We start from the raw sequence: 24994 nt of genomic DNA, 5'->3' as shown, positions 1-24994 counted from the left end.
ATGGGACAAAAACCGAAAATCGCAATCTTTGGCGGGGGTACGGGTCTTTCTGTATTGCTTCGAGGCTTAAAGCATAAACCAGTTGACATTACGGCCATTGTGACAGTTGCCGATGATGGGGGGAGCTCTGGCCGTCTGCGGAATGAACTGAAAATTCCGCCTCCCGGAGACATCAGAAATGTGCTTGCCGCTTTATCCGATGTGGAGCCGCTTGTTGAAGATCTCTTTCAGCACCGCTTCAATAAGGGGAATGACTTAACAGGCCATTCTCTCGGGAATTTGATTTTGGCAGCGATGACAAATATAACCGGTGATTTTTTTCACGCTGTCACAGAAATGAGCAAGGTGCTGAATGTAAGAGGAAAAGTTTTGCCGGCTGCCAATGCCAGTGTCGTTCTGCATGCTCAGATGGAAGACGGCCGCGTGGTTTCAGGCGAGTCCACGATTCCGGCTTACGGACAGCGCATTAAGCGTGTTTTTCTCACGCCTGAACATATTGACCCGCTGCCGGAAACGATAGACGTAATCAGGGAAGCGGATTTGATTATCATCGGCCCGGGAAGCCTCTATACAAGCATTCTTCCCAATTTGCTCGTCCCAAAAATCGGGGAAGAAGTGATAAAGGCGCAGGCGAAAAAGGTATACATTTGCAACGTGATGACTCAGCCCGGCGAAACGCTTCATTACACCGCTGCTGATCACGTGAAAGCGCTCAATCAGCATATGGGCTGCGGTTTTATTGATACGATATTAGTGAACAGCGAAGACATTCCTGACGAAATCAAACGTAAGTACGAAATGGAATCGGCGCGCCCTGTTGATTTTGATATCGAAGAGCTGAAAGCGATGGAGCTGGAAGTCATCAGAGATCAAATCGTAACGTATAAAAATGACGTAATTCGTCACGATACACATAAAGTGGCTTCTCTTCTTGTCGATTTACTGAAAGAATGAAGCCTTGAAATGAGGTGGCTATATGTCATTTGCATCGGAAACAAAAAAAGAATTAACGAATCTGGAAGTGAAAGACTGCTGCATTAACGCAGAGCTGTCTGCTCTTATCCGGATGAATGGAGCATTATCATTTACAAACCGCCATCTCGTACTTGATGTTCAAACCGAAAATGCGGCGATTGCCCGCCGCATCTATACATTGCTGAAAAAACAATATGATGTGTCGGTCGAGCTTCTGGTCAGAAAGAAAATGCGGCTGAAAAAGAATAACGTCTATATTGTGCGTTTTTCCGAAAATGCAAAAGCGATTTTAGAGGATTTAAAAATACTTGAGAAGAATTTTGTGTTTGAACGAAGTATTTCGGAAGAGCTGGTCAAAAAGAGATGCTGCAAACGCTCTTATATGAGAGGGGCATTTTTGGCGGGAGGTTCGGTCAATAACCCGGAAACCTCCTCGTATCATTTAGAAATCTTCTCTCTTTATAAGGAGCATAACGATTCATTATGCGACCTGTTAAATGAGTTTCAGTTAAACAGCAAAACGCTCGAACGTAAAAAAGGCTATATCACCTATTTAAAAGAGGCTGAAAAGATTACCGAATTTCTTAACGTAATCGGCGCCCACAATTCGCTTCTGCGATTTGAGGATGTCAGAATCGTCAGGGATATGAGAAATTCGGTCAATCGCCTCGTTAATTGTGAAACAGCCAACTTAAACAAAACGATCGGCGCTTCGCTCAGACAGGTGGAAAATATTAAATACATCGATGAACGGATCGGCCTTGATGCACTTCCTGAAAAACTTCGGGAAATCGCGCAGCTGCGGATTGATTATCAGGAAGTGACGCTGAAAGAACTAGGGGAAATGGTAACAAGCGGAAAAATCAGCAAATCAGGGATCAATCACAGGCTGAGAAAACTTGATGAAATCGCGGAACAGCTGCGGACAGGGCAAACCGTCACTTTAAAATAACCGTAAAGAAAAGGGGAGATCTTATGGTTCAACAGAAAGTGGAAGTTCGATTAAAGACAGGACTGCAGGCGCGTCCTGCTGCTTTGTTTGTGCAAGAAGCAAACCGTTTTACGTCAGATGTGTTTCTTGAGAAGGATGGGAAAAAAGTAAACGCAAAAAGCATCATGGGACTGATGAGCCTTGCGGTAAGCACAGGCACTGAGGTGACCTTGATTGCCCAGGGAGAAGACGAACAAGAGGCGCTGGAAAAGCTGGCTGCTTATGTTCAAGAAGAAGTTTAGGTGATAAAGATGAGTGACTTTCTAAATGACTGCTTTCAGAAAATCGGCTGGGAGAAAGACCATGTCAGCTTCGGCGATCTCCCCCTTTTTCTCGAAGCAATGGCATACCGTTTCCCATTTGAAAATCGTGCCGTACTCGCAAATGAGGATTATAAGGTAACAAAAGAAGAGCTATGGCGCCGTCTGGTCAAAGAACAGCGCGGCGGTCTGTGCTACGATTTAAATGGTTTCCTTTATTTTGTCCTGCGGGAGGCCGGGTTTCAAGTGAAGCTCATTCGGGGGACGGTTTATGCAGGACATCAAGAAGAGTGGGCGTTAGACGGAACGCATGCCGCTGTATTGCTTTCTGCGGAAAAAGGTGATTATATCTTAGATATCGGCTTCGGCATCAACCTGGCGCTCCAGCCGATACCGCTTTCCGGAGAAACGGCACAATCACCTGTCGGGTCATTCCGAATCATAGAAGAAGAGACAGAAAAGGGCAGTCATGTGCTGTGGATGGATAAAGGCGAAGGTTGGCAAATCGGTTACGCTTTTACCCTTGATGAGAGCGATGCCGGTGATTTAGATGACATGAAGGACATGATTCATTCTCATGAAAAATCTCCTTTTAACAAATCACTGCTCGCTTCAAAGCTGACATCGAACGGACGGATGGTCATGTCTGACCGCCATTTGACGATTCAGGAAAACGGCGGAGAGAGCCAAAAAAGTGATATTGTCTCTTCAGAGTTTGAAGAGAAATTAAATACTTATTTTTTGTAACATGAAAAGCTTGCAGACATACTGCAAGCTTTTTCTTATGAACAAGTATTGATAACTACATCAAATGCATCTTCCGGGATATACAGTTTCCCTTTTTCATATTGATAAGGAATTTGATGCTCTTTAAAGCACTCTTTTTCGTATTCAGTTAGTGAATCCCCAATTTCTATGTATTTCCCGGTATAGTTCGGCTGACATGCTGAAAGAATTGACGTAATGGTGACAAAGAGCATGATTTTCTTCATAATGACACCTACTTATCAAGAAGTTTTTTCCTTTTTTTATTCTACCATAACGAATAGAAAAAGACCGATTTACGATCCCGACACATGCTATAATGAATTTTGGAATCTTCTAGAAAAGTCATCACGAAATACATGTAAGGGGGGATAAACGTGTATCGGATTTTGCTTGTGGAAGATGATGAACGCATTGCTTCTTTGCTGGGCGGTCATCTTCAAAAATACGGATATGAAGTGAAAATTGCTGAACAGCTGAATGATATAAAATTGGAATTTATAGAAATGAAGCCGGATCTTGTGCTGCTTGATATTAATCTTCCTTTTTTTGACGGGTTTTATTGGTGCAGGCAAATCCGTACCATTTCCAATGCGCCGATTATCTTTATATCGGCACGAACCGATGAGATGAATCAGGTGATGGCGATTGAAAATGGCGGCGATGATTATATCACGAAGCCATTCCATTTAGAGGTAGTGGTGGCCAAAATCAAAAGCGTCCTGCGCCGCACATATGGTGAATACTCGCCCTCTTTGTCACAGGAATCAAGAATAATGGAGCTGGGCGGGCTCACGATTTATCCGGAACAGAACGAGGCGGAGTGGAACAGCACCCGCATTTTGTTTTCACAAAAAGAATTTCAGCTCCTATCCATTTTCGTGAAAAAACATAAAAAAATTGTCTCTCGTGATGAATTATTGGAGGCGTTGTGGGATGACGTTGATTTTGTCGATGATAATACGTTAACGGTCAATGTCAATCGGCTGCGGAGAAAACTGGAGAATGCAGGACTGAAAGATTGCATTTCAACGATAAGGGGACAAGGTTATCAATTTCAAGTCAATCGGAAGGATGAACCGGAGTGTTAAAGACGTATCTCATTGACCGCTTAGCCATAATTTTATTTTCATTATTAGGGATAGGGACGGCTATGCTGATTGCGTATTTAAGCATCATAGAGAGCGGCGCAGAACCTCCCGCAGAAAATATGATGTACATATGGGTTTTGCCCGGTGTTCTTTTAGCCGCCGGTTTTGCTGCTGATTATGTTCGGCAATTTTCCTTTCTGACTTATGTCAAAAAGCTTGCAGAACGAGCGCCTTCTTCGAATGACATCGGACAGGCTTTGAAAGCCCGAAACCCAAGAACTCGAGAGCAGGCGCTTTGGACGAAAATGATCAACACACTCGGGCAGCAATACGAAGGCAGGCTCTTACAATATATGAATCAGCAAAAACAGCATTATACTTTCACCAATCAGTGGGTCCACCATATGAAAACACCGGTTTCTGTTATTTCCTTAATGATTCAAGAAGGAAAAAACGGAGCCTCTTCTTCTTTTTCGACGTTTTTAGAGGAGCTTGAGGATGAAAATGAGAGATTTCGCCACGGTCTTGATATGATGCTGCAAACAGCCCGGCTGGAGGAATTTGCATTTGATGTAAAGCCGCAAACCTTTGATTTGGCCGAGCTGGTCCGTTCACTTATTAATCAGGAAAAACGGCAGTTTATCAAACGGCGCCTTTTTCCAACATTACATGTGCCGCCAAACGCCGTTCAGATTTCCAGTGATCAAAAATGGCTTTCCTTTGTCGTCGAGCAAATCCTTTTCAATGCCTTGAAATACTCAAAGCAAGGGGTGGGAGACCATATTACAATCCGGATAGAAACGCAGGGGCGTGAGACGCGTTTGTCGGTTGCTGATGAAGGCATCGGCATACCGCCGCAGGATCTGCCGCGGATTTTTGACGCGTTTTTTACCGGAGAAAACGGACGAAGCATGAAAGAGGCAACGGGAATGGGTCTTTATTTAGCAAAACAGGTATGCAGCCGGCTTGGCCACCACCTGTATGCGGAATCAAAAGAAGGGGCTGGCACGGTGATGACCATCGTGTTTTCAAGTGACACCCTAGTGAATGTGACAGCATTGTAAGGTTGGAGCGCGGAATTGCAAGAAAGTTCGATGGGAGGCTGCTGACTTCCTTTTTATAATAAAGAAAAAGGAGGAGCAGAACATGAACGTGTTACAAACAACGAACCTGTCGAAAACGTACTATTCAAATAAAGGAACGATATCATATCAAGCGCTCAGCGACTTTGACCTCAGTGTGGCAAAAGGAGAATTTGTCGGCATTATGGGGCCGTCGGGAAGCGGAAAAACCACGCTTCTGAATTTGCTGGCCACCATTGATAAGCCGACCCAGGGTGAGTTGATGATTAACGGCATTCAGCCGAAAGCGTTAAAGGACCAGGAGCTGGCTCTGTTTCGCAGAAGAGAACTCGGCTTCGTCTTTCAGGATTTTAATCTGCTTGATACGCTGACGGTTCGGGAAAATATTCTGCTGCCGCTCGCACTGGATAAAGTAAAGCTGAGAGAAATGGAAGCCCGTCTGGATGAATTGGCCAATGCATTGCAAATCAAGCATATTCTCGATCACCGGACATACGAGGTGTCCGGCGGGCAGCAGCAGCGGGCCGCTTGCGCCAGAGCTATTATTCACAATCCGGCGCTCATTCTAGCTGATGAACCGACAGGAAATCTTGATTCAAAATCGGCAAAGCAAGTGATGAACACGCTGGCTCAGCTGAATGAAGAAAAGGAAGCGACGATATTATTGGTCACGCATGATGCGACAGCGGCGAGCTTCTGTAAACGGATTGTTTTTATTAAGGATGGCCGTTTCTTTTCAGAGATTCACAGAGGGACAAATCAACAGGTGTTTTATCAAAGTATATTGGATACCTTGAGTGTGTTGGGAGGCGATTTTCATGAATTTGAGAACCATCGCCCGTAAAAACATTCTTGGGAATCTGCAACGGTATGTCGCCTACTTTTTAAGCTGTGTGTTTGCCGTTTCCGTGTTTTTTGTCTTCACATCTTTCATTTTTCATCCGGATGTCAATGAAGACAATATATATGGCGGAAGCCTTGTCAAAACGTGCTTAAGCGCAGCCCTTGTCGTCATCATTGTGTTTTGTCTATTTTTTATCTCATATTCGAATTCGGCGTTTTTGCAGGCGAGAAAGAAAGAGTTTGGGCTGCTGACACTTTTCGGAACATCAAAGCAGCAGCTCCGCAAGATGATTTATTATGAGCAGTCTCTGATCTCTCTTGCGGCGATTGCGGCAGGTATTGGAGCAGGGCTGTTATTTTCAAAGCTGTTTTTTATGATCATGACATGGATGCTCAGCGTGAAGGTGCCGATTTCGTTTGTCATTGTGCCGAAAGCGTTTGTGCTGACGGCTGCGGGCTTTCTCATCCTGTTTCAGACGCTGCTCATTTTATCGCTGGGGCGGATTCGCAAGCTGGAAATCATTGAGTTGATGAAATCGGCTCAAAAGCCGAAAAGCTTGCCGGCCTATTCGAAATGGCTCACTGTGCTGTCATTGCTGTGCCTCGGCGGAGGTTATTATCTCGCTGCGACTGCAAATGTGATCGACATGGTGTTTCGGGTCTTTCCGATTCTGATTTTAGTGTTAATTGGCACGTATTTCTTTTTTACCCAAAGCAGTGTGGCGTTTTTCCGGATGCTGTACAGAAAAAAACACAGCTTCTATAATGGCACCAATATCATTGTGCGTTCCAACATGATCTTCCGGCTGAAGGATCACGCCAGCATGCTGTTTTTAACCTCTATCATTACAGCGGTTATACTCACAGCTACAGGTGTCATCTATATGTTTTATGCCGATTTGCAAAGGCAGGAGGAGCAAAGCATTCCTCAGTCTGTTGCATGGGTGGAAAAAGACGCTTCCCGTTTTCAGGTGATGGAGCCTGCGAGAGCGGAGAGCACACTGAGAAAAGCAGATGCTGAGATTAAGTATAAGGTGAATGCCACAGGGATTCCTGTCACTTTTCAATCAGACCTGCCGTATGGAAACAAGAAAACGGAAGCGGAAGCCTTGCTGATTTCAGAGAAAATCTATAATCAAGTCGCAAAGGAAAAAGGTTACCCTGTTATTCATTTACAAGAAAATGAAGCGTTTATCAATGTTCCTTTTCAGATGATGGTGAAAGATACATTTGGAGAAGGGGAAACAGCAGCATTTCATATGAAGTCAGAAAAAACACTTTCCTATGTCATGAAAAAGCAGCAAAACAAAGGGGTATTGATGTCAGTCGGAGGAGTCAGCCGTTTATTGGTCGTCAGCGAAAAAAGCTTTGACAGCCTGACACGGGATGTGCCGCTGAAGGAACAGATGAGAGTGGTAGGTTACGAGCTCGAGCATTGGCAGGAGACGGTGGATGTCTCTGAAAAACTTGAAAACATGGTGCCGAAAGAACATACATCTGATTTTCAAACACGTGCTCCAAGTTATCAGATTGTAAAGCAGGCCGTGGCATTAACGCTGTTTATAGGAATGTTTGTCAGCGTGTTGTTTTTTATCGTGCAAGGAAGCATGCTGTATTTGCGGATGTTTACGGAAATAGAGGATACGAGATTGCAGGTGTTAGCGTTAAAGAGGATAGGGATTACGGACAAAGAAATTCACTCCATCCTTGGAAAACAAATTGGATTTTTATTCTTCATCCCGTTTATCGCGGGTACCATTCATGCAGGCTTTGCGTATGCAGCGTTAAGCAATATGCTGCATTCCAACTTATTTCTGGAGGCTGTACTGGTCATCATCATTTATTTTGTGTTTCAGGCAGTATACTATCTTGTCACCCGCTACATCTATAAGCGTGCTGTTCTGCAGCATATCACATTTTAACATCAGTCTGTTTCAGACCGGATGTTTCAGCGTGTCGACAAACCCTCGCATTCGTTGTCAGGCCTGCGCGTCGGTGCTCACGACTTACGAAAGGAACGGCGGCTAAATGCTTAGGCGTCCTGCCTAAACGCCGCCGTCATCACATCCTATGAAAGTCTGCTCCGATGCTCGTCCTTCCTAGACTTCAAGGGTTTTCCATCACGCTGAAAAGATGACAAAGACCTAAAACGAAAACCGTTTTAGGTCTTTGTCAACAATCTGTAACAGCCGGTCTGTATCAGACCGGCTGTTTTTTTATTATTGAAATTCTCTTGTGAGATTTTTCGGCGTTTGTCCTTGGATGGCTGCGATCATGTTTTCGGCAGCCTGTTTGCACATGTTGAAGCGCACTTTTGCTGTTGCTGAACCGATGTGCGGGAGCAGTGTCACGTTATCCAGCTGTAAGAGCGGGTTATCTTGTGTGACAGGTTCTTTTTCGTATACATCTAAGCCGGCTCCTCTGATCCAGCCTTCTTGCAGGGCGCGAATCAGCGCTTTTTCATCAACTGTCTTTCCCCGGGAAATATTGACGAAAATTGCTGAATCCTTCATCATCTTAAATTCGCGTTCCCCTATCATATGATACGTTTCATCAGTCAGCGGCGTAATGAGCAGAATAAAGTCAGATTGTTTGAGCAATGTATCGAGCTCAGCGTACTCGACGCCGATGCTGTTTTCAGTTTCTTGTTTGCGATGGCGGTTATGATAAAGCACTTCCATATCGAAACCGAATTTGGCGCGTCTTGCGGCTTGTTCGCCAATTCTGCCCATGCCGATAATGCCTAACATTTGATGATGAACGTCAATGCCGAAAAGCGCTTCTTCTTCAACGGTTCCCCATTTTCCGGCTCTGACGAAACGGTCCAGTTCGGCAACACGTCTGGCGGAAGATAGAATGAGAGAAAAGGCCAGATCCGCGACGGTATCATCCAGTGTATAAGGCGTATGAGTGCCGGCGACTCCACTTTCTTTCATCGCTTCTATATCGAAGTTATCATAGCCGACGGATTGGTTGCTGACCACTTTGAGCTTTGGCGCATGTTCAAGCAGTTCACGATTGATGGACGGTCCGGACGTTCCTGTAGTTAAAAGCCCTTCCGCATCTTTTAATTTCTCAAATAGCACATCACTCGGAAGCGTATCTTCCTGCCATATTTCATAACGGCAATGTTCATCGATGAATGATTCAATCTCTTCAGGAATCGGTTTTGTGATGAATACAAATGGTTTCAACAAGGCTCCCCCTTTATGGCTGTTGTCTTTTTTATTATATCGGAAATAAATAGATGTTAAAAATATAGCTATGTTCATTTTGGTTTCTGGTTCTTTTGAACTTAAAATGGATATGAAAATCGGATGAACAGCTAAATTGGCTTAAATAAGTTTTTTAATTATCTGAATTCACCTATATTTTTTGTCAGACAAATCATCCATATCGAGTTGAAGCCAGATTATAGGGATCAATAAATATAAATTTTATTATCTTTGAAAGATATAAATGTTTCTGTTTTTATTCTACAGTTCAATTATAGTGTCTTTTTGTGAAAGCCTTTTCGAGGCGTATTCCTATGCTATAATTCCTTACTGTAAGCTGGGTAAGAAGGCTTGCGAAATCATATGGATGGGAGATGAATCAAATGGTTTCTTTAACATCAATTTTGGAACACAATCAGCGGTTTGTCAGAGAGAAGAAGTACGAACCGTACAAAACGACAAAATTTCCTTCAAAAAAGCTCGTCATTGTCACCTGTATGGATACAAGGCTCACCGAACTTCTTCCGCAAGCAATGGGGCTTAAAAACGGCGATGCTAAAATTGTTAAAAACGCGGGAGCCATCGTTTCCCACCCATTTGGAAGCGTGATGCGCAGCATACTGGTCGCGATTTATGAATTGCAGGCTGAAGAGGTGTGCATTGTCGGCCACCATGAATGCGGGATGTCGGGACTGAATGCGTCCTCGATTCTCGAGAAAGCAAAGGAACGCGGAGTGGAAGAAAGCTGCCTGAACTTGCTGGCTAGCGCCGGACTTGATTTGAAAACATGGCTGACTGGTTTTCACAGCGTAGAAGAAAGCGTTTCCCATAGTGTGAATTTGATCAAGCATCATCCGCTGCTGCCGAAAAAGGTGCCGGTTCACGGACTTGTCATTCACCCTGAAACAGGAAAACTTGATGTCGTCATTAACGGTTATGAAACTGAGCTCATAAACACTCAATCATAAGGGAGGTTATAGCAAAATATGCGATTCTCAGGGAGATTCAAGTCCTATAATTTACAGAAATTTCAGAAAGACTTGATTGCAGGTATCGTAGTAGGTGTCGTGGCAATTCCTTTAGGGATGGCGTTTGCCATTGCTTCGGGAGTTCAGCCTGAATACGGGCTGTACACTGTTGTTGTGGCGGGGATTTGTATTTCTTTGTTTGGGGGCTCCAAATATCAAATTGGCGGTCCGACAGGCGCCTTTGTCCCGATTCTATTTGGCATTGTGATGCAGTACGGCTTTGAGAACCTGTTGATTGCAGGGTTTATGGCAGGAGTCATGCTGGTGCTGTTCGGGCTGTTTAAGCTCGGAAAGATCATGAAATTCGTGCCGAAACCTGTTATCGTCGGTTTTACAGCCGGGATTGCCGTGCTGATCTTTACAGAGCAAATCGCTAATTTTCTTGGTTTAAGTAATATTGAGAAACATGAGAATTTTCATCACAACATGTTTGAAATTGCACAGAATCTCGGCACCTTCAATGTGTATGCCATTTTGACAGCGGTGATCGGGCTCGTCATTTTGCTTGTATCCGCCAAGGTGATGCCTAAAGTACCTGGCGCTTTATTGGCGCTTCTTATTTCGACATTGGTCGCGGTTGTCTTTTTCCCTGACCGTATGGCAACGATCGGGTCAACATATGGAGAAATTCCCCGCCATTTGCCTGAATTTCAGTTTCCTGAGCTTACATTCGATAAAATGGTCATGCTGTTTCCGGCAGCCCTTGTCATCGCGCTTCTTGGCGGCCTTGAGTCGATTTTGTCCGCGATGGTCGCTGATAATATGAAGGGCTCAAAGCATGACAGCAACAAGGAGCTTGTCGGCCAGGGAATTGCGAATATGGCTGCGCCGCTGTTCGGCGGAATCCCGGCAACAGGAGCGATCGCCAGAACGGCGACCAATATTAAAAACGGAGCGGTGTCTCCTGTTTCAGGCGTTGTTCACGGTGTAGTCGTTCTTCTTGTCCTGCTCGTATTCGCGCCTTATGCATCCCATGTGCCGCTTGCCAGTATGGCGCCGATCCTCATGGTTGTCGCATGGAATATGAGTGAGCGCAAGGAAGTCGCAAACATGCTGAGACTGAAAACCGCTGATTCCTTTATTTTGGCAGCAACCTTTGCGCTAACCGTTCTGTTTGACTTAATCGTCGGTGTGGGAATTGGCTTGCTGCTCGCATTTGTGTTCTTCATCAGAAGAATGAGTGAAGCAACCCGCATCCACAATCAGGAATCGCATCCTTTTTTGGCGAAGACAACAAAGAGAGAAGACCCATCTGTCAGCATGTATGCCATAGAAGGACCGTTGTTTTTCGGGTCAATTGATTCGCTTGAATCTTCACTGCTGGAGCATGTACAGAAAAAGCCAAAGACCCTTATTCTGCTCATGAATAAGGTGCACTACATGGACACGTCGGCCGAAGCTGTGCTTGGGAACATTATGAACCGAATTAAACGCCACAACGGAAAGCTGATGATTGTAGGACTGCAATCGCAGCCGAAGGAACTGCTGCATAAAACAGGCCTATTTCACAAAATAGGGAAACAGCATTTCTTTGATCACCACGATGAAATCAGAGGTTAAAAAAAAAGCGGCCGTTGCGGCCGCTTTTTTATGCATGCTCAAATCGTTTTGTCAGTTTTTCTTGGTGTGCCTTCATCACCTCTTCTAAGGATACACCGTACATGTCAGCAAGAATGGCGATATTTCCGATGACATCTCCCATTTCCTCAATCAATTCTTGTTTTTGCTCAGCTCGTGATGATTCTTTCTCATCCGGCCGGTCTCTGCCGATTTCATATGCTCTGACAGCCCGGGCCAGCTCTCCTGCTTCCTCCATTAAAAAGCTCACCCGAATAAACGGTCCGTACTCTGTCCAGCCTCTTTTTTCGTAAAAATCTTTCATCCATTTCTCTGCATCAGTCAGCTGCAACATTATCACTCCTGCATTCTTTATGTATTTCATATTGATATTATCACATGAAGGTGGGACAATATATAGTGTGTTTTTTGAACATTTGATACGATATATAGATGCGGAGATGAAAAAATGAAAACAATATGTGTATTTGCGGGATCAAACCCGGGGGGAAATGAAGCGTATAAAAGAAAAGCGGCAGAGCTAGGCGCATACATGGCTGAGCAGGGAATCGGCCTTGTCTATGGGGGCTCCCGCGTAGGTTTGATGGGCGCGATTGCCGACGCGATAATGGAAAACGGCGGAACTGCGATCGGGGTCATGCCGAGCGGTTTGTTCAGCGGGGAGGTCGTCCATCAAAACCTGACTGAGCTGATTGAAGTAAACGGCATGCATGAACGAAAAGCCAAAATGAGCGAGCTGGCGGACGGCTTTATCGCCATGCCGGGCGGCTTCGGTACATATGAAGAATTATTTGAAGTGCTTTGCTGGGCGCAGATCGGCATTCACCAAAAGTCGATCGGACTGTACAATGTGAATGGATATTTTGAACCGATGATGAAAATGATCAAATACAGCATTCAGGAAGGGTTTTCTAACGACTCGCACCTTAAACTGATCCACAGCTCTTCACGGCCGGATGAGTTAATTGAGCAAATGCAAAACTACTCGTATCCGATTTTAGAGAAAAAGTGGACGGAAATTTAAAAACCTTCAAGTGAGCCACCTGCCGTATTTGGTCTGAGTCTGGCCGTGCATCCACGGCCTTGATCCTCTATTCTATGGGAGTATTTCAGGTGGAAAATGAACTGAAAATCGAGTTTTTTCAACAAAGGAGGTTTCCTGAAGGAAATCTCCTTTTTTCTATTCTTTTTGCTGCTAGTCTATTCAGTTGTAAATAAAGGACTTTTTCACTAGTTTGGATAATATGCACAGGTAAGGAGGGGATGAAAATGGCAACATTGTCAGATGTGGCGAAAAAAGCAAATGTTTCGAAAATGACGGTATCACGAGTGATAAACCATCCTGAGACGGTGACAGATGAATTGAAAAAGCTTGTTCATTCTGCGATGAAAGAGCTGAATTACATCCCTAATTATGCGGCAAGAGCGCTCGTGCAAAACAGAACACAGGTTGTCAAACTGTTGATTCTTGAGGAAATGGATACGACAGAACCATATTACATGAACCTGCTGACCGGAATCAGCCGGGAGCTGGATCGCAATCATTATGCTCTGCAGCTTGTGACAAGAAACTCTCTCAATATTGGCCAATGCGACGGCATTATTGCCACCGGCTTGAGAAAGACTGATTTTGAAGGTGTGATCAAAGCTTTTGAGAAGCCGCTGGTCGTATTTGGACAAAATGAAATGGGCTATGACTTTATCGATGTAAATAACGAGAAAGGAACTTTTATGGCAACACGTCATGTGATGGGGCTGGGGGAGCGGGAAATTGTCTTTATTGGTATTGATTTAGATGAGCCTTTTGAACGTTCAAGAGAACAGGGATACATTCGGGCAATGAATGAAAGCTTTAGAAAAACGAAAATATTTCGGATCGACAACAGTTCTAAGAAAAGTGAATGCCTTGCAAGCGAAGTGCTGAAATCTCTGGATCATCAGGCCGCGTTTGTCTGCGCATCCGATCGGATCGCGCTCGGCGTCATTCGTGCCGTGCAGTCGCTTGGAAAACGAATACCGGAAGACGTCGCGGTGACCGGGAATGACGGTGTTTTTCTTGATCGCATCTCCTCGCCCCGGTTGACTACGGTCAGACAGCCTGTTGTTGAAATGGGGGAAGCCTGTGCGAGAATGTTACTGAAAAAAATGAATGAAGACGGTGCCGCTCAAGGAAATCTATTTTTTGAGCCGGAGTTGATTGTACGGGAATCAACACTGTAAGCGGATTATTCTGTTATCGGTAACAAGGTGAAAAGGATTGTTCCTGATATTTCATCATGATACTTTCAAGCTAAGAGCCGGCCTAATGAAAACGGAATTCAAAGGGGGAGACATGATGGAATATGCAGCGATTCATCATCAGCCGTTCAGTTCTGATGCTTATTCTTATGACGGGCGGACGGTGCATATCAAGATTCGGACAAAAAAAGGTGATGCAGATCACATTCGATTCATTTGGGGTGATCCTTATGAGTACAACGGCGGCAGGTGGTCGGCAAACGAGCAGCCGATGAGGAAAATTGCCGCAACAGACATGCATGATTATTGGTTTGCTGAAGTGGTGCCGCCATTTAGGCGTCTGCAATATGCGTTTGTTGTTTCAGACCGTCATGAAGACATCTTTTTCGGAAGTTCAGGTGTATGCCCTTATAACGAAAAAACGCTGGAGACGATCCATTATTATTTTAAATTTCCATTTGTTCACGAAGCTGATACATTCCAAGCGCCTCAGTGGGCCAAATCAACGGTTTGGTATCAAATTTTTCCCGAGCGTTTTGCGAATGGAAGAGAAGACTTGTCACCGGAGAATGCATTGCCGTGGGGAAGCAAGGATCCGGACGTCAATGATTTTTTTGGAGGAGATTTGCAGGGGATTATTGACAAGCTTGATTATTTAGAGGATTTAGGGGTGAACGGGATTTATTTAACGCCGATCTTTTCCGCGCCTTCTAATCACAAATACGACACGCTGGATTACTATTCTATTGATCCGCATTTTGGAGATCCGGAGCTTTTTCGCACATTGGTCAGCCAGCTTCATCAGCGGGGGATGAGAATGATGCTTGATGCTGTTTTTAACCATATAGGAAGCGCTTCTCCGCAGTGGCAGGATGTCGTGAAAAACGGAGCTCAATCACGCTATAAAGACTGGTTTCATATTCACTCCTTTCCTGTCAAAGAAGACAATTATGATAGGTTTGCGTTTACACCCGATATGCCGAAGCTAAATACGGCTAATCCCGAAGTACAGAGATACTTGCTAGATATTGCTTTGTACTGGATTCGCGAATTTGACATTGACGGCTGGCGTTTGGATGTGGCAAATGAAGTGGATCACGTTTTTTGGAAGACATTCAGGCAAGCTGTATCAGCGGAAAAGCCGGATGTTTATATTGTAGGAGAGATTTGGCATTCCGCCGAACCTTGGCTTAGAGGAGATGAATTTCACGCGGTGATGAACTATCCCTTTACAGAGCCTATGATTGAATATTTTGCTGATGGGACGATTCCAGCCTCGCGTATGGCCCACCGTGTAAATGCCCATTTGATGAATGGAATGAAGCAGGTCAATGAGGTGATGTTTAATGTACTGGATAGCCATGATACAAAACGCCTTTTGACCAGATGCCGCAATGACGAGAAAAAAGCACGCGCTTTGCTGGCCTTTATGTTTGCCCAGATAGGTTCACCATGCATCTATTACGGAACGGAAATCGGGCTGGACGGCGAAAATGATCCATTATGCCGGAAATGTATGGTTTGGGAAAAAGAGAAGCAGAACCAAGACATGCTGCGATTTATGAAACGGTTAATTGCTTTGCGCAAACAGGAAAACACTTTATTGACTGAGGGACATCTTGAGTGGAATCTGCTGGATGACCAAAACCATTTTATTCGTTTTTCGCGGACTCTTGAGGAAAAAACACTGATTTATTTCTTTAACCAGGGGGACGCGGCTCGACATGTCAGTTTGCGAGATTTGGATATTGAAAGGAATAAGAAAATCTACGATGTATGGACAGATCAGCCGCTTCATCATCACGATGTCATTGCCGTTCAGCCGGGAGAATTTTTTATTTTGGGTGCTGCCGTTCCTGTTTAAATTCTGTTATCGGTAACAAGTTAAAATATGTTGTAACCGCTTTCTGGAGAACCATACAATTGTTGTAGATTCATAAATAAAGGGGGAAAAGGGATGATACTTGTTAAAAAGGGGTTCGTCTTATTGGCGGCATCAGTCCTGACATTCGGCCTTGCCGCCTGCTCAAGTTCAAAAGATCCGGCAAGCTCTGACGGCAAAAAGGTACTGACTGTATCTGTTGAAGAAACCTATAAAGATTACATTGAAAGCATCAAAGCAACATTCGAAAAGGAGAATGATGTCACAATAAAAATGGTTGAAAAGCAAATGTTTGAGCAGTTGGAAGCGCTTCCTCTTGATGGCCCGGCGGGGAATGCACCTGATGTGATGCTCGCTGCCTACGACCGGATAGGCGGTTTGGGCCAGCAAGGACATTTGCTTGATATTAAGCCATCTCACACAAAAAGTTTTGGAGATAAAGAGATGCAGCAAGTAACGGTTGACGGCAAGGTGTATGGAATGCCGCTAGTGATTGAAACACTTGTTTTGTATTACAACAAAGATCTCTTACAAACAGCACCAAAAACATTTAAAGATCTTGAAACATTAACAGAGGATTCCCGGTTTGCGTTTGCTTCGGAAAAAGGGAGATCAACCGGATTTTTGGCAAAATGGACTGACTTTTATATGTCGTACGGTTTGTTGGCCGGTTACGGCGGATATGTATTTGGAAAAAACGGCACAGATTCCGGGGACATCGGCCTAAACAATAAAGGGGCTGTAGAAGCGGTGAAATATGCGGAGAAATGGTTTAAAACCTATTGGCCAAAAGGCATGCAAGACAATTCAAGCGCAGACGATTTTATTCAGCAGATGTTTTTAGATGGCAAAGCGGCTGCAATCATCGGCGGACCTTGGTCAGCTGCCAACTATAAAGAGGCTGAATTAAACTACGGAGCGGCTCCCATTCCGACATTGCCAAATGGAGAAGAATATGCCCCTTTTGCCGGCGGGAAGGGATGGGTTGCATCAAAATATACAAAAGAACCCGAACTGGCTGAAAAATGGCTTGAGTATGCTGCAAATGATGCCAATGCTTACGCTTTTTATGAGAATACAAACGAAGTTCCGGCCAACACAGCTGCGAGAAAGAAAGCGGATGAGCAAAAAAATGAGCTGGCGTCAGCTGTGATTAAACAATATGAAACAGCGACACCGACTCCGAATATTCCGGAAATGGCTGAGGTATGGACAGGAGCGGAAAGTTTGATTTTTGATGCGGCTTCAGGAAAAAAAGCGGCGCAAACGTCAGCGAATGATGCTGTAAACGTCATAAAGGAAAATATCAAAGAAAAATATGTGAAATAAACGGCGGGACAGCGTCCGGAAGAATAGAGGGCGAAAAAATGAATAAACACTACACACTTGCAAAGCAAAAACGAAAGGCAGGGCTTTTATCAATCCTTCCAGGACTTGGGCAGATTGCGAATCAGCAGTTTTTAAAGGGGATCTTGTTTCTTGCCGTCACAGGCTTGTTTGCTTTTGAATTACACGTTTTCGGTATTCAGGCGCTCACCGGATTGATTACATTGGGAAGTGTTCCCGGTGTTGACCACTCACTGTTTATGCTGATTGAAGGCACGCTGCAATTGATCGTGACAGTGATTTTCCTCGTATTCTATATCTTTACTATTTATGATTCGCGTAAGATCGCCGCTATGAAAGCGGCGGGTTTGGAAGTCAATACAACGGCCAAGGATATGATCTGTCATGCGGGTGATAAAGGGTTTCCATATTTATTTACACTGCCGGCGTATATCATGATGGTGTTTGTGATTATTTTTCCGGTTTTGGTGACTCTGTTTATTGCATGTACAAACTATGATTTTTATCATATCCCGCCTAACAGTCTGATTGACTGGGTCGGTTTTAAAAATTTCTTGAATATTTTTTTCCTCGGCTCCTATCGTGAAACATTTCTGAATGTACTTGGCTGGACGATCATCTGGACAATCTGTGCGACAACGCTGCAAATCATTCTGGGGATCGTGACGGCACTTTTCGTTAATCAGGATTTTATAAAAGGCAAGCGGATATTTCGAATGATTTTCTTATTGCCATGGGCTGTTCCGGCTTTTATTACAATCATGAGTTTTTCCAACATATTTAACGACAGCATAGGGGCGGTGAATGCACAGGTGATTCCTTTATTAAATCACCTGCCGTTTGTAGAGCTGCCTGCGATCGCGTGGAAGACTGATCCTTTCTGGACAAAGACAGCCCTCATTATGATTCAGACCTGGCTTGGCTTTCCCTATATTTATGTCATGGTAACGGGAGTGCTTCAGGCGATTCCAGGTGAACTGTATGAAGCGGCAAAGATTGATGGCTCCACTTTTATCCAGCGTTTTCAACGTATTACATTGCCAATGATTTTATTTGCGACAGCACCCGTGATGATTACCCAGTATACGTTTAATTTTAATAATTTCTCGATTATCTACTTATTTAATGAGGGAGGACCGGGCAGCGCGGGAGCCGGGGCCGGGTCGACCGATATCTTAATTTCGTGGATTTATAAACTGACAACAGGCACATCACCGCAATATTCCGTTGCGGCGGCTGTTACACTGTTAATTTCTTTCATTGTCATTGGAATTTCCCTGATTGCTTTCAAAAAATCGAATGCTTTTGGCAATGAGGAGGTTATGTAAGTGAACGCGGGAACGGCCAGAATGCTGAATAGAATCTGTACTTATTTATTTTTGACGCTGTTAAGTATAGTCATTATATATCCATTGCTGATTACGGCATCATCCGCTTTCCGTGTGGGAAATGCGGCGGCTTTTCAGCTTGATTTTTCGGGTTCGTGGACTTTAGATCATTTTAGGCGGCTATTTGACGAGACGCTTTACCTTCATTGGTACAGTAATACACTTATTATCGCGTTATCGGTCATGGTCTTGCAGGTTACGATCGTGACGCTTGCCGGATATACGTACAGCCGCTATCGGTTTGCAGGCCGAAAAAAGAGCCTGGTCTTCTTTCTCATCATTCAAATGGTGCCGACGATGGCAGCGCTTACTGCTTTTTATGTCCTAGCGATGCTGATAGGCGCACTCGATCAGTACTGGTTTTTGACAGCGATCTATATCGGCGGCGGAATTCCGATGAACACGTGGCTGATGAAAGGTTATTTTGATACTGTGCCGAGAGAAATTGATGAAGCGGCGCGAATTGATGGAGCGGGACATCTGAGGATTTTCGCATCAATTGTTCTCCCGCTTGTTAAGCCGATGCTTGCAGTACAAGCGCTTTGGGCGTTCATGGCGCCGTTCGGCGACTATTTGCTGGCGAAGTTTTTGCTCCGCTCACCGGAAAGGCTGACCATCGCTGTAGGATTGCAGTCCTTTATTTCAAATCCGCAGCAGCAAAAAGTCGCCCTGTTTGCAGCCGGAGCTATACTGGCCGCATTGCCGATATGCGTCTTATTCTTTTTTCTCCAAAAGAACTTTGTGTCCGGGCTGACAGCCGGCGGAACAAAGGGGTAATTCGATGAAGAATCTACAAAAAGAAAGTTTTATGATCCGCTGTCTAAAAGCGGCTGCGTCTCCATCAGGTGTATGCCGTTACGGGAATACATTCAGCTGGCTGCAGCTCTGTTTTCTCTTTATGTTTTTAACGGCCTGCTTGATGGCGCCGATTACGGTTTCGTTTATGAAAATGGATCGCTTCAGTGTTGCATCTTTCATGCCGTCAGCGATTCAAAAGCTTAATCATCAATTTGCTGATCAATTACAAGGTTATCAAATCAGAAACGGAAAACTGACGGGGGGGAAGAGCTCTGATCGAATTGAAGAGGGAGAGAGTTTGCTGGCGATTGATATGAAGCATCAATATCAGACAAGCGGTGAAAATGGGCGATTGAAAGTAACCGGATATGATAACGCCATCGTCTTTCAATCCGATCAACTGGTGATCACCGATCAAAACGGAACGGGGTTTTCTGTTGGCTATGCGAAAATGGACGCTGAGTTTAAGAAACCGAACGTCCATGATATAGAGGCTTTGATCGATACATTGTGGCTGGCACAGTATAAGCCGATGATCATGATGCTGGCATACGCGGTGATTTTTGTGATTCAGCTATTTGTAACGGCTGTTCTTGCGGGGGGCCTCTGGATCACAAAAATATCAAACATGATCTCTATTGCGTCATTCAAGGAAGCGGCATCTGCGGCGGTTTGCGCATCCGCACTGCCGGCATTTGCGGCAGCTGTTATCGGTATGGTTCATTTTAACTTGATCACTGTATTGATGATCCATTCGTGCGGCGTTACTTTGATGATCTCTTTTGCGTTTAGATATTTGACGAAAACCCGCCGTGATCATGGAAACTTACATTCGGGAGGAAATTATGACAAATCAGCGGTTATTTGAGATTGATGAATGGAAAGTCAAAACAAATACATTTCGAAAGGAACATACACGGCTGCAGGAGAGCCTGACTTCTCTTGCCAACGGCTATATGGGAGTCAGAGGGAATTTTGAAGAAGGCTATTCAGGCGACAGTCACCAAGGCACATATATTGCAGGCGTGTGGTTCCCTGACAAAACGCGAGTAGGCTGGTGGAAAAACGGGTATCCTGAATATTTCGGAAAAGTGATCAATGCGATGAACTTTATAGGCATAGGTTTATATATTGATGGTGAAAAAGTTGACCTTTACCAAAACCCAATCGAATCATTTGAGTTAGAACTTAATATGAAAGAGGGGATACTGCGGAGAAGCGCTGTTGTCCGTATTCAGGATAAAGCCGTTAGAATCAGAGCGGAGCGATTTATTAGCCTTGCACTAAAAGAGCTTTGCGCAATTCATTATGAAGCGGAGTGCCTGACAGAAGATGCTGTCATTACACTTGTTCCTTACTTGGACGGAAATGTCGCAAATGAAGATTCGAACTACCAAGAACAATTTTGGCAGGAAGAAGCGAAAGGGGCTGATTCCTACCGTGGCCATTTAGCGGCAAAAACGATCGAAAATCCATTTGAAACACCGCGCTTTACCGTTTCAGCCGCAATGGCAAACGTAACAGAGGGGTTTGTCAATGAAAGCTATAAAACAGCTGAAATGTATGTCGAGAACCGCTACAGTTATCAAACGAAGGCTTCTTTGAAAAAGTTTATTATTGTCACGACTTCCCGTGATTGTCGTGAGGCAGAGCTTTTAGCGAAAGCCAAGGAGCTTTTGGCGGGTGTACTTGAGAACGGATATGAAGAAGCAAAACGAAGGCACATTGAACAATGGAAGGAAAGGTGGGCAAAAGCGGACATAGAGATTAAAGGGGATGAGGAACTTCAGCAAGGAATCCGCTACAATATCTTTCAGTTATTCTCGACATATTACGGCGGCGATGCCCGTTTGAATATCGGGCCGAAAGGATTTACTGGCGAAAAATACGGAGGCGCCGCCTATTGGGATACGGAGGCGTACGCGGTTCCGATGTATTTGGCGACAGCCGAACCAGAGGTCACGAAAAACCTGCTTTTGTACCGTTATCATCATTTGGAGGCAGCGAAACGGAATGCCGCCAAACTGGGGATGAAAGGGGCACTTTACCCGATGGTGACCTTTACAGGCGATGAATGCCACAATGAATGGGAGATCACCTTTGAAGAAATTCACCGCAATGGCGCGATCTGCTATGCGATCTGCAATTACGTCCAATATACAGGTGACCATGACTATATAAAGGAATACGGGATAGACGTTCTTGTGGAAGTCAGCAGGTTTTGGGCAGACCGCGTTCACTTCTCGAAACGAAAAAACAAGTATATGATCCACGGCGTCACAGGGCCGAATGAATACGAAAACAATGTCAACAACAATTGGTATACAAATGTCATTGCGGCTTGGACGTTGGAATATACATTGGAAAATCTCGAAAGGGTTTCAGCGGAAAAACGCCGCCTGCTTGATGTGCAGGAAGAAGAACTGAACGTCTGGAGAAAAATCATCCAGCACATGTACTATCCGTATAGTGATGAACTGCAAATTTTCATTCAGCATGACACATTCTTGGACAAAGACCTGCGATCAGCGGATGAATTAGATCCAGCTGAGCGGCCTCTTTATCAGAATTGGTCCTGGGACAAGATTCTCCGCTCCAATTTTATTAAACAGGCAGATGTGCTTCAAGGCATTTATCTTTTTCATGACCGTTTTACAATGGAAGAAAAACGGCGAAACTTTGAATTTTATGAACCAATGACTGTTCATGAATCAAGCCTGTCGCCCTCTGTCCATGCCGTTCTCGCCGCCGAACTCAAAAAGGAAAAGAAAGCGCTTGAATTATATAAGCGTACAGCAAGGCTTGATCTTGACAATTATAATCATGACACGGAGGAAGGTCTGCACATCACATCAATGACGGGAAGCTGGCTCGCGATCGTTCAGGGCTTTGCAGGCATGCGCATCGCGAATGAGACGCTGTCATTTTCCCCGTTTTTGCCGAAAGAATGGGACAGATATTCGTTCAAAATCAATTATCGAAACAGGTTAATCAATATTACGGTTGATGAACTGAGCGCCGTCTTTGAGCTTGTAAAAGGCGAGCCGCTGCACATGAAAGTGTATGAGGAACCAGTTGTCCTAAATGGACGATGTGAAAGGAGCACGCCTGATGAATGAATGGTGGAAAGAAGCTGTCGTTTATCAAATTTACCCGCGCAGTTTTTATGATGCCAATGGAGATGGATTTGGGGATTTGCAAGGAGTGATTCAAAAGCTGGATTACATCAAACATCTCGGGGCGGATGTGATCTGGCTCTCCCCGGTGTTTGATTCCCCGCAGGATGACAACGGCTATGATATCAGCGACTACAGAAACATGTACGAAAAATTTGGGACAAATGAAGATATGTTTCAGCTGATTGATGAAGTGCACCAACGCGGAATGAAAATCATCATGGATTTGGTTGTGAACCACACGTCGGATGAACATGCCTGGTTTGCTGAAAGCCGCAAGTCGAAGGACAATCCTTACCGGGATTATTATTTTTGGAAAGATCCGAAACCGGACGGCTCAGAGCCGAATAATTGGGGGTCGATCTTCTCAGGCCCGGCGTGGACAATTGATGAAGGGACAGGGCAGTATTATTTGCACTACTTTTCAAAAAAGCAGCCTGATTTAAATTGGGAAAATGAAGCGGTGCGCCGGGAAGTTTATGATGTGATGAGATTTTGGATGGATAAAGGCGTTGACGGCTGGCGGATGGATGTGATCGGCTCTATTTCCAAGTATACTGATTTTCCGAACTACGAAACAGATAACATCCGCAGCTATATCGTCGGCCGTTATCATTCGAATGGCCCCCGCCTTCATGAGTTTATTCAGGAGATGAACAAGGAAGTGCTTTCTCATTACGACTGCATGACGGTCGGAGAGGCAAACGGCTCTGATATTGAAGAGGCGATGAAGTACACGGATGCAAGCAGGCAAGAGCTGAATATGATTTTCACATTTGAACATATGGATATTGATACAGAACAAAACTCGCCAAACGGGAAATGGCAGATCAAGCCGTTTGATTTGATTGCTTTAAAAAAGACGATGACAAGGTGGCAGACCGGGTTAATGAATGTCGGCTGGAATACCCTGTATTTTGAAAACCATGATCAGCCGAGGGTTATATCCCGCTGGGGCAATGACGGCAAGCTGCGAAAGCAGTGTGCAAAAGCATTTGCAACGGTTCTCCATGGCATGAAAGGAACGCCGTTTATTTATCAGGGAGAAGAAATCGGCATGGTCAACAGTGATATGCCGCTGGAGATGTATGATGATCTTGAAATAAAAAATGCGTATCGTGAACTAGTCGTCGAAAACAAAACGATGCCGGAAAAAGAATTTTTACAAGCCGTGATGAAAAAAGGAAGGGATCATGCCAGAACACCGATGCAATGGGATGGCGAAAAACATGCGGGATTCACAGCCGGAGACCCTTGGATAGCAGTAAATTCCCGCTATCAAGAGATAAATGTGAAGGAGTCCTTGGAAGACCAAGATTCGATTTTCTATTACTATCAGAAACTCATTCAATTACGAAAGCAATACAAGACCATCATATATGGAGATTATCAGCTGCTGAATGAGAATGATCCGCAAGTCTTTTCTTATCTCCGTGAATACCAAGGAGAAAAGCTTCTCGTCGTTGTGAATTTGTCGGAAGATAAGGCTCTGTTCGAAGCGCCTCCTGAACTGGCCCGTGAGCATTGGAAAGTGCTGATTTCCAACTATCCGGAGGAGCGGGCTGACTTAAAACGCATTTGCCTCGAACCTTATGAAGCTGTGATGGGCATTCGCATATGAAAGCGGCCATTTTTGATTTAGACGGTGTGATAACAGATACCGCTGAATATCATTATCTCGCTTGGAAGCATATCGCGGAACAAATCGATATTCCCTTTAACAGAAGTGTGAATGAAAGCCTAAAAGGAATCAGCAGAGCAGAGTCACTTGAAAGCATGCTTATCATTGGCGGTGCGCAAACAAAGTATACAAATGCGGAGAAACAAGCACTTATGGATCAAAAAAACCAATACTATCAAATGTTGATCAGCAAATTGACGCCGGAAGATCTTTTGCCGGGAATCGGCAGGTTTCTTTGTGAATTAAAAGGTGAAAATATAAAAATCGGGTTAGCGTCTTCAAGCCGTAATGCTCCTGCGATTTTAAAACGTTTGGAGATTATGGATGATTTTCATGCCATTGTTGACCCGACAGCTCTCGCGAAGGGAAAACCTGATCCCGAAATCTTTCTGACAGCCGCAGCGCTGCTCGGCGTTTCCCCTGCTGATTGTGCGGCAATAGAAGACGCTGAAGCAGGGATTTCCGCAATTAAATCTGCCGGGATGTTTGCGGTGGGAGTCGGTCATGAACAGTCAATGCTTGATGCTGATCTGATTGTGAGACAAACCAGTGATTTGACGCTTGAACTGTTGAACGAAGAATGGGTGCAGTATGGAATAAGAAAGATTAAAGAATGAATTCATAAATGAAAAAACCTGCAAGAGACATAGCTCTTG

General features: G+C 44.5%; 23 protein-coding genes. 20 read left to right on the top strand and 3 right to left on the bottom strand.

Features of this window, described 5'->3' with window-relative positions:
• From mgfK to ABZM97_RS17995, 4 genes are read left to right on the top strand one after another with little or no spacing between them, the layout of a single operon-like run.
• The gene (mgfK, locus tag ABZM97_RS18010) at window positions 1-954 is read left to right on the top strand and encodes a gluconeogenesis morphogenetic factor (RefSeq protein ID WP_087993798.1); all 954 of its coding nucleotides are present in this window, start codon (window positions 1-3) and stop codon (window positions 952-954) included.
• A 22-nt stretch (window positions 955-976) separates the two neighbouring features.
• Window positions 977-1927: a DNA-binding protein WhiA gene (gene whiA / locus ABZM97_RS18005; RefSeq protein ID WP_087993776.1), complete on the top strand. Its 951-nt coding sequence runs from the start codon at window positions 977-979 to the stop codon at window positions 1925-1927.
• 23 nt (window positions 1928-1950) lie between these two features.
• On the top strand, window positions 1951-2208 hold the full coding sequence (locus tag ABZM97_RS18000; protein WP_003219835.1) for an HPr family phosphocarrier protein: 258 nt from the start codon (window positions 1951-1953) through the stop codon (window positions 2206-2208).
• The gene (locus tag ABZM97_RS17995) at window positions 2209-2973 is read left to right on the top strand and encodes an arylamine N-acetyltransferase (RefSeq protein ID WP_087993777.1); all 765 of its coding nucleotides are present in this window, start codon (window positions 2209-2211) and stop codon (window positions 2971-2973) included.
• A gap of 35 nt (window positions 2974-3008) precedes the next feature.
• Here the strand turns inward: ABZM97_RS17995 and ABZM97_RS17990 are convergent, their stop codons facing one another.
• Window positions 3009-3218 (bottom strand): hypothetical protein, encoded by a 210-nt coding sequence (locus ABZM97_RS17990; protein ID WP_253268590.1) that lies wholly within the window; start codon window positions 3216-3218, stop codon window positions 3009-3011.
• Window positions 3219-3368: 150 nt separating this feature from the next.
• Here ABZM97_RS17990 and psdR point away from each other — a divergent pair, with 150 nt between their 5' ends.
• From psdR to ABZM97_RS17970, 4 genes are all read left to right on the top strand, one after another.
• Window positions 3369-4082 (top strand): two-component system response regulator PsdR, encoded by a 714-nt coding sequence (psdR, locus tag ABZM97_RS17985; protein WP_253268589.1) that lies wholly within the window; start codon window positions 3369-3371, stop codon window positions 4080-4082.
• A complete protein-coding gene (locus ABZM97_RS17980) occupies window positions 4076-5146 on the top strand; it encodes a HAMP domain-containing histidine kinase (RefSeq protein WP_253268588.1) in 1071 nt (356 codons plus the stop codon). Before psdR ends, ABZM97_RS17980 begins: the two co-directional genes overlap by 7 nt.
• An 82-nt stretch (window positions 5147-5228) precedes the next feature.
• A complete protein-coding gene (gene psdA, locus ABZM97_RS17975) occupies window positions 5229-6008 on the top strand; it encodes a lantibiotic ABC transporter ATP-binding protein PsdA (protein ID WP_087993781.1) in 780 nt (259 codons plus the stop codon).
• Entirely contained in the window at window positions 5983-7929 is a 1947-nt protein-coding gene (locus ABZM97_RS17970; protein ID WP_367387043.1) for an ABC transporter permease, read from the top strand. The genes psdA and ABZM97_RS17970 overlap by 26 nt, the downstream gene beginning before the upstream one ends.
• Before the next feature lie 297 nt (window positions 7930-8226).
• Here the strand turns inward: ABZM97_RS17970 and ABZM97_RS17965 are convergent, their stop codons facing one another.
• The gene (locus ABZM97_RS17965) at window positions 8227-9204 is read right to left on the bottom strand and encodes a D-glycerate dehydrogenase (protein ID WP_087993783.1); all 978 of its coding nucleotides are present in this window, start codon (window positions 9202-9204) and stop codon (window positions 8227-8229) included.
• 392 nt (window positions 9205-9596) lie between these two features.
• Here ABZM97_RS17965 and ABZM97_RS17960 point away from each other — a divergent pair, with 392 nt between their 5' ends.
• Window positions 9597-10190: a carbonic anhydrase gene (locus ABZM97_RS17960; RefSeq protein WP_087993784.1), complete on the top strand. Its 594-nt coding sequence runs from the start codon at window positions 9597-9599 to the stop codon at window positions 10188-10190.
• A gap of 18 nt (window positions 10191-10208) precedes the next feature.
• Window positions 10209-11810 carry a SulP family inorganic anion transporter gene (locus tag ABZM97_RS17955; protein ID WP_087993785.1) on the top strand — a complete coding sequence of 534 codons (1602 nt, stop codon included), beginning with the start codon at window positions 10209-10211 and terminating at the stop codon, window positions 11808-11810.
• A 28-nt stretch (window positions 11811-11838) separates the two neighbouring features.
• Here ABZM97_RS17955 and ABZM97_RS17950 read toward each other — a convergent pair whose 3' ends face one another.
• Complete coding sequence (locus ABZM97_RS17950) at window positions 11839-12159, bottom strand: MazG nucleotide pyrophosphohydrolase domain-containing protein (protein ID WP_087993786.1); 321 nt, start codon at window positions 12157-12159, stop codon at window positions 11839-11841.
• 117 nt (window positions 12160-12276) lie between these two features.
• Between ABZM97_RS17950 and ABZM97_RS17945 the strand changes: the two genes are divergently transcribed.
• From ABZM97_RS17945 to pgmB, 10 genes are all read left to right on the top strand, one after another.
• The gene (locus ABZM97_RS17945; RefSeq protein ID WP_367387042.1) at window positions 12277-12852 is read left to right on the top strand and encodes a TIGR00730 family Rossman fold protein; all 576 of its coding nucleotides are present in this window, start codon (window positions 12277-12279) and stop codon (window positions 12850-12852) included.
• Between the two features lie 245 nt (window positions 12853-13097).
• Window positions 13098-14048: a LacI family DNA-binding transcriptional regulator gene (locus ABZM97_RS17940; RefSeq protein ID WP_087993788.1), complete on the top strand. Its 951-nt coding sequence runs from the start codon at window positions 13098-13100 to the stop codon at window positions 14046-14048.
• A 112-nt stretch (window positions 14049-14160) separates the two neighbouring features.
• Window positions 14161-15930 (top strand): glycoside hydrolase family 13 protein, encoded by a 1770-nt coding sequence (locus tag ABZM97_RS17935; RefSeq protein ID WP_253268587.1) that lies wholly within the window; start codon window positions 14161-14163, stop codon window positions 15928-15930.
• A 93-nt stretch (window positions 15931-16023) separates the two neighbouring features.
• Window positions 16024-17277, top strand: coding sequence for an extracellular solute-binding protein (locus tag ABZM97_RS17930; protein WP_087993789.1), 1254 nt, complete (start codon window positions 16024-16026; stop codon window positions 17275-17277).
• Window positions 17278-17315: 38 nt separating this feature from the next.
• Window positions 17316-18623, top strand: coding sequence for a carbohydrate ABC transporter permease (locus tag ABZM97_RS17925; protein ID WP_367387041.1), 1308 nt, complete (start codon window positions 17316-17318; stop codon window positions 18621-18623).
• On the top strand, window positions 18624-19460 hold the full coding sequence (gene mdxG, locus ABZM97_RS17920) for a maltodextrin ABC transporter permease MdxG (RefSeq protein WP_087993791.1): 837 nt from the start codon (window positions 18624-18626) through the stop codon (window positions 19458-19460).
• A gap of 4 nt (window positions 19461-19464) precedes the next feature.
• Window positions 19465-20349: a DUF1189 domain-containing protein gene (locus ABZM97_RS17915; RefSeq protein WP_367387040.1), complete on the top strand. Its 885-nt coding sequence runs from the start codon at window positions 19465-19467 to the stop codon at window positions 20347-20349.
• A complete protein-coding gene (locus ABZM97_RS17910) occupies window positions 20327-22600 on the top strand; it encodes a glycoside hydrolase family 65 protein (RefSeq protein ID WP_367387039.1) in 2274 nt (757 codons plus the stop codon). The genes ABZM97_RS17915 and ABZM97_RS17910 overlap by 23 nt, the downstream gene beginning before the upstream one ends.
• Window positions 22593-24278, top strand: a complete 1686-nt coding sequence (locus ABZM97_RS17905; RefSeq protein WP_087993794.1) for an alpha-glucosidase — start codon at window positions 22593-22595, stop codon at window positions 24276-24278. Before ABZM97_RS17910 ends, ABZM97_RS17905 begins: the two co-directional genes overlap by 8 nt.
• The gene (pgmB, locus tag ABZM97_RS17900) at window positions 24275-24955 is read left to right on the top strand and encodes a beta-phosphoglucomutase (RefSeq protein WP_087993795.1); all 681 of its coding nucleotides are present in this window, start codon (window positions 24275-24277) and stop codon (window positions 24953-24955) included. Before ABZM97_RS17905 ends, pgmB begins: the two co-directional genes overlap by 4 nt.
• Window positions 24956-24994 lie beyond the last annotated feature (39 nt).

Source organism: Bacillus vallismortis (assembly GCF_040784915.1).
GTDB classification, from domain to species: domain Bacteria; phylum Bacillota; class Bacilli; order Bacillales; family Bacillaceae; genus Bacillus; species Bacillus subtilis_G.
This window is presented reverse-complemented; position numbering and strand designations above follow the sequence as displayed.

Coding starts and splice junctions, on each gene's coding strand:
- ABZM97_RS17955 (WP_087993785.1), top strand. CDS start 10,209: ATGCGATTCTCAGGGAGATTCAAGTCCTATAATTTACAGAAATTTCAG.
- ABZM97_RS17930 (WP_087993789.1), top strand. CDS start 16,024: ATGATACTTGTTAAAAAGGGGTTCGTCTTATTGGCGGCATCAGTCCTG.
- ABZM97_RS17910 (WP_367387039.1), top strand. CDS start 20,327: ATGACAAATCAGCGGTTATTTGAGATTGATGAATGGAAAGTCAAAACA.
- ABZM97_RS17915 (WP_367387040.1), top strand. CDS start 19,465: ATGAAGAATCTACAAAAAGAAAGTTTTATGATCCGCTGTCTAAAAGCG.
- ABZM97_RS17960 (WP_087993784.1), top strand. CDS start 9,597: ATGAATCAAATGGTTTCTTTAACATCAATTTTGGAACACAATCAGCGG.
- mgfK (WP_087993798.1), top strand. CDS start 1: ATGGGACAAAAACCGAAAATCGCAATCTTTGGCGGGGGTACGGGTCTT.
- ABZM97_RS18000 (WP_003219835.1), top strand. CDS start 1,951: ATGGTTCAACAGAAAGTGGAAGTTCGATTAAAGACAGGACTGCAGGCG.
- ABZM97_RS17905 (WP_087993794.1), top strand. CDS start 22,593: ATGAATGAATGGTGGAAAGAAGCTGTCGTTTATCAAATTTACCCGCGC.
- pgmB (WP_087993795.1), top strand. CDS start 24,275: ATGAAAGCGGCCATTTTTGATTTAGACGGTGTGATAACAGATACCGCT.
- ABZM97_RS17970 (WP_367387043.1), top strand. CDS start 5,983: ATGAATTTGAGAACCATCGCCCGTAAAAACATTCTTGGGAATCTGCAA.
- psdA (WP_087993781.1), top strand. CDS start 5,229: ATGAACGTGTTACAAACAACGAACCTGTCGAAAACGTACTATTCAAAT.
- ABZM97_RS17925 (WP_367387041.1), top strand. CDS start 17,316: ATGAATAAACACTACACACTTGCAAAGCAAAAACGAAAGGCAGGGCTT.
- whiA (WP_087993776.1), top strand. CDS start 977: ATGTCATTTGCATCGGAAACAAAAAAAGAATTAACGAATCTGGAAGTG.
- ABZM97_RS17990 (WP_253268590.1), bottom strand. CDS start 3,218: ATGAAGAAAATCATGCTCTTTGTCACCATTACGTCAATTCTTTCAGCA.
- ABZM97_RS17935 (WP_253268587.1), top strand. CDS start 14,161: ATGATGGAATATGCAGCGATTCATCATCAGCCGTTCAGTTCTGATGCT.
- ABZM97_RS17940 (WP_087993788.1), top strand. CDS start 13,098: ATGGCAACATTGTCAGATGTGGCGAAAAAAGCAAATGTTTCGAAAATG.
- ABZM97_RS17945 (WP_367387042.1), top strand. CDS start 12,277: ATGAAAACAATATGTGTATTTGCGGGATCAAACCCGGGGGGAAATGAA.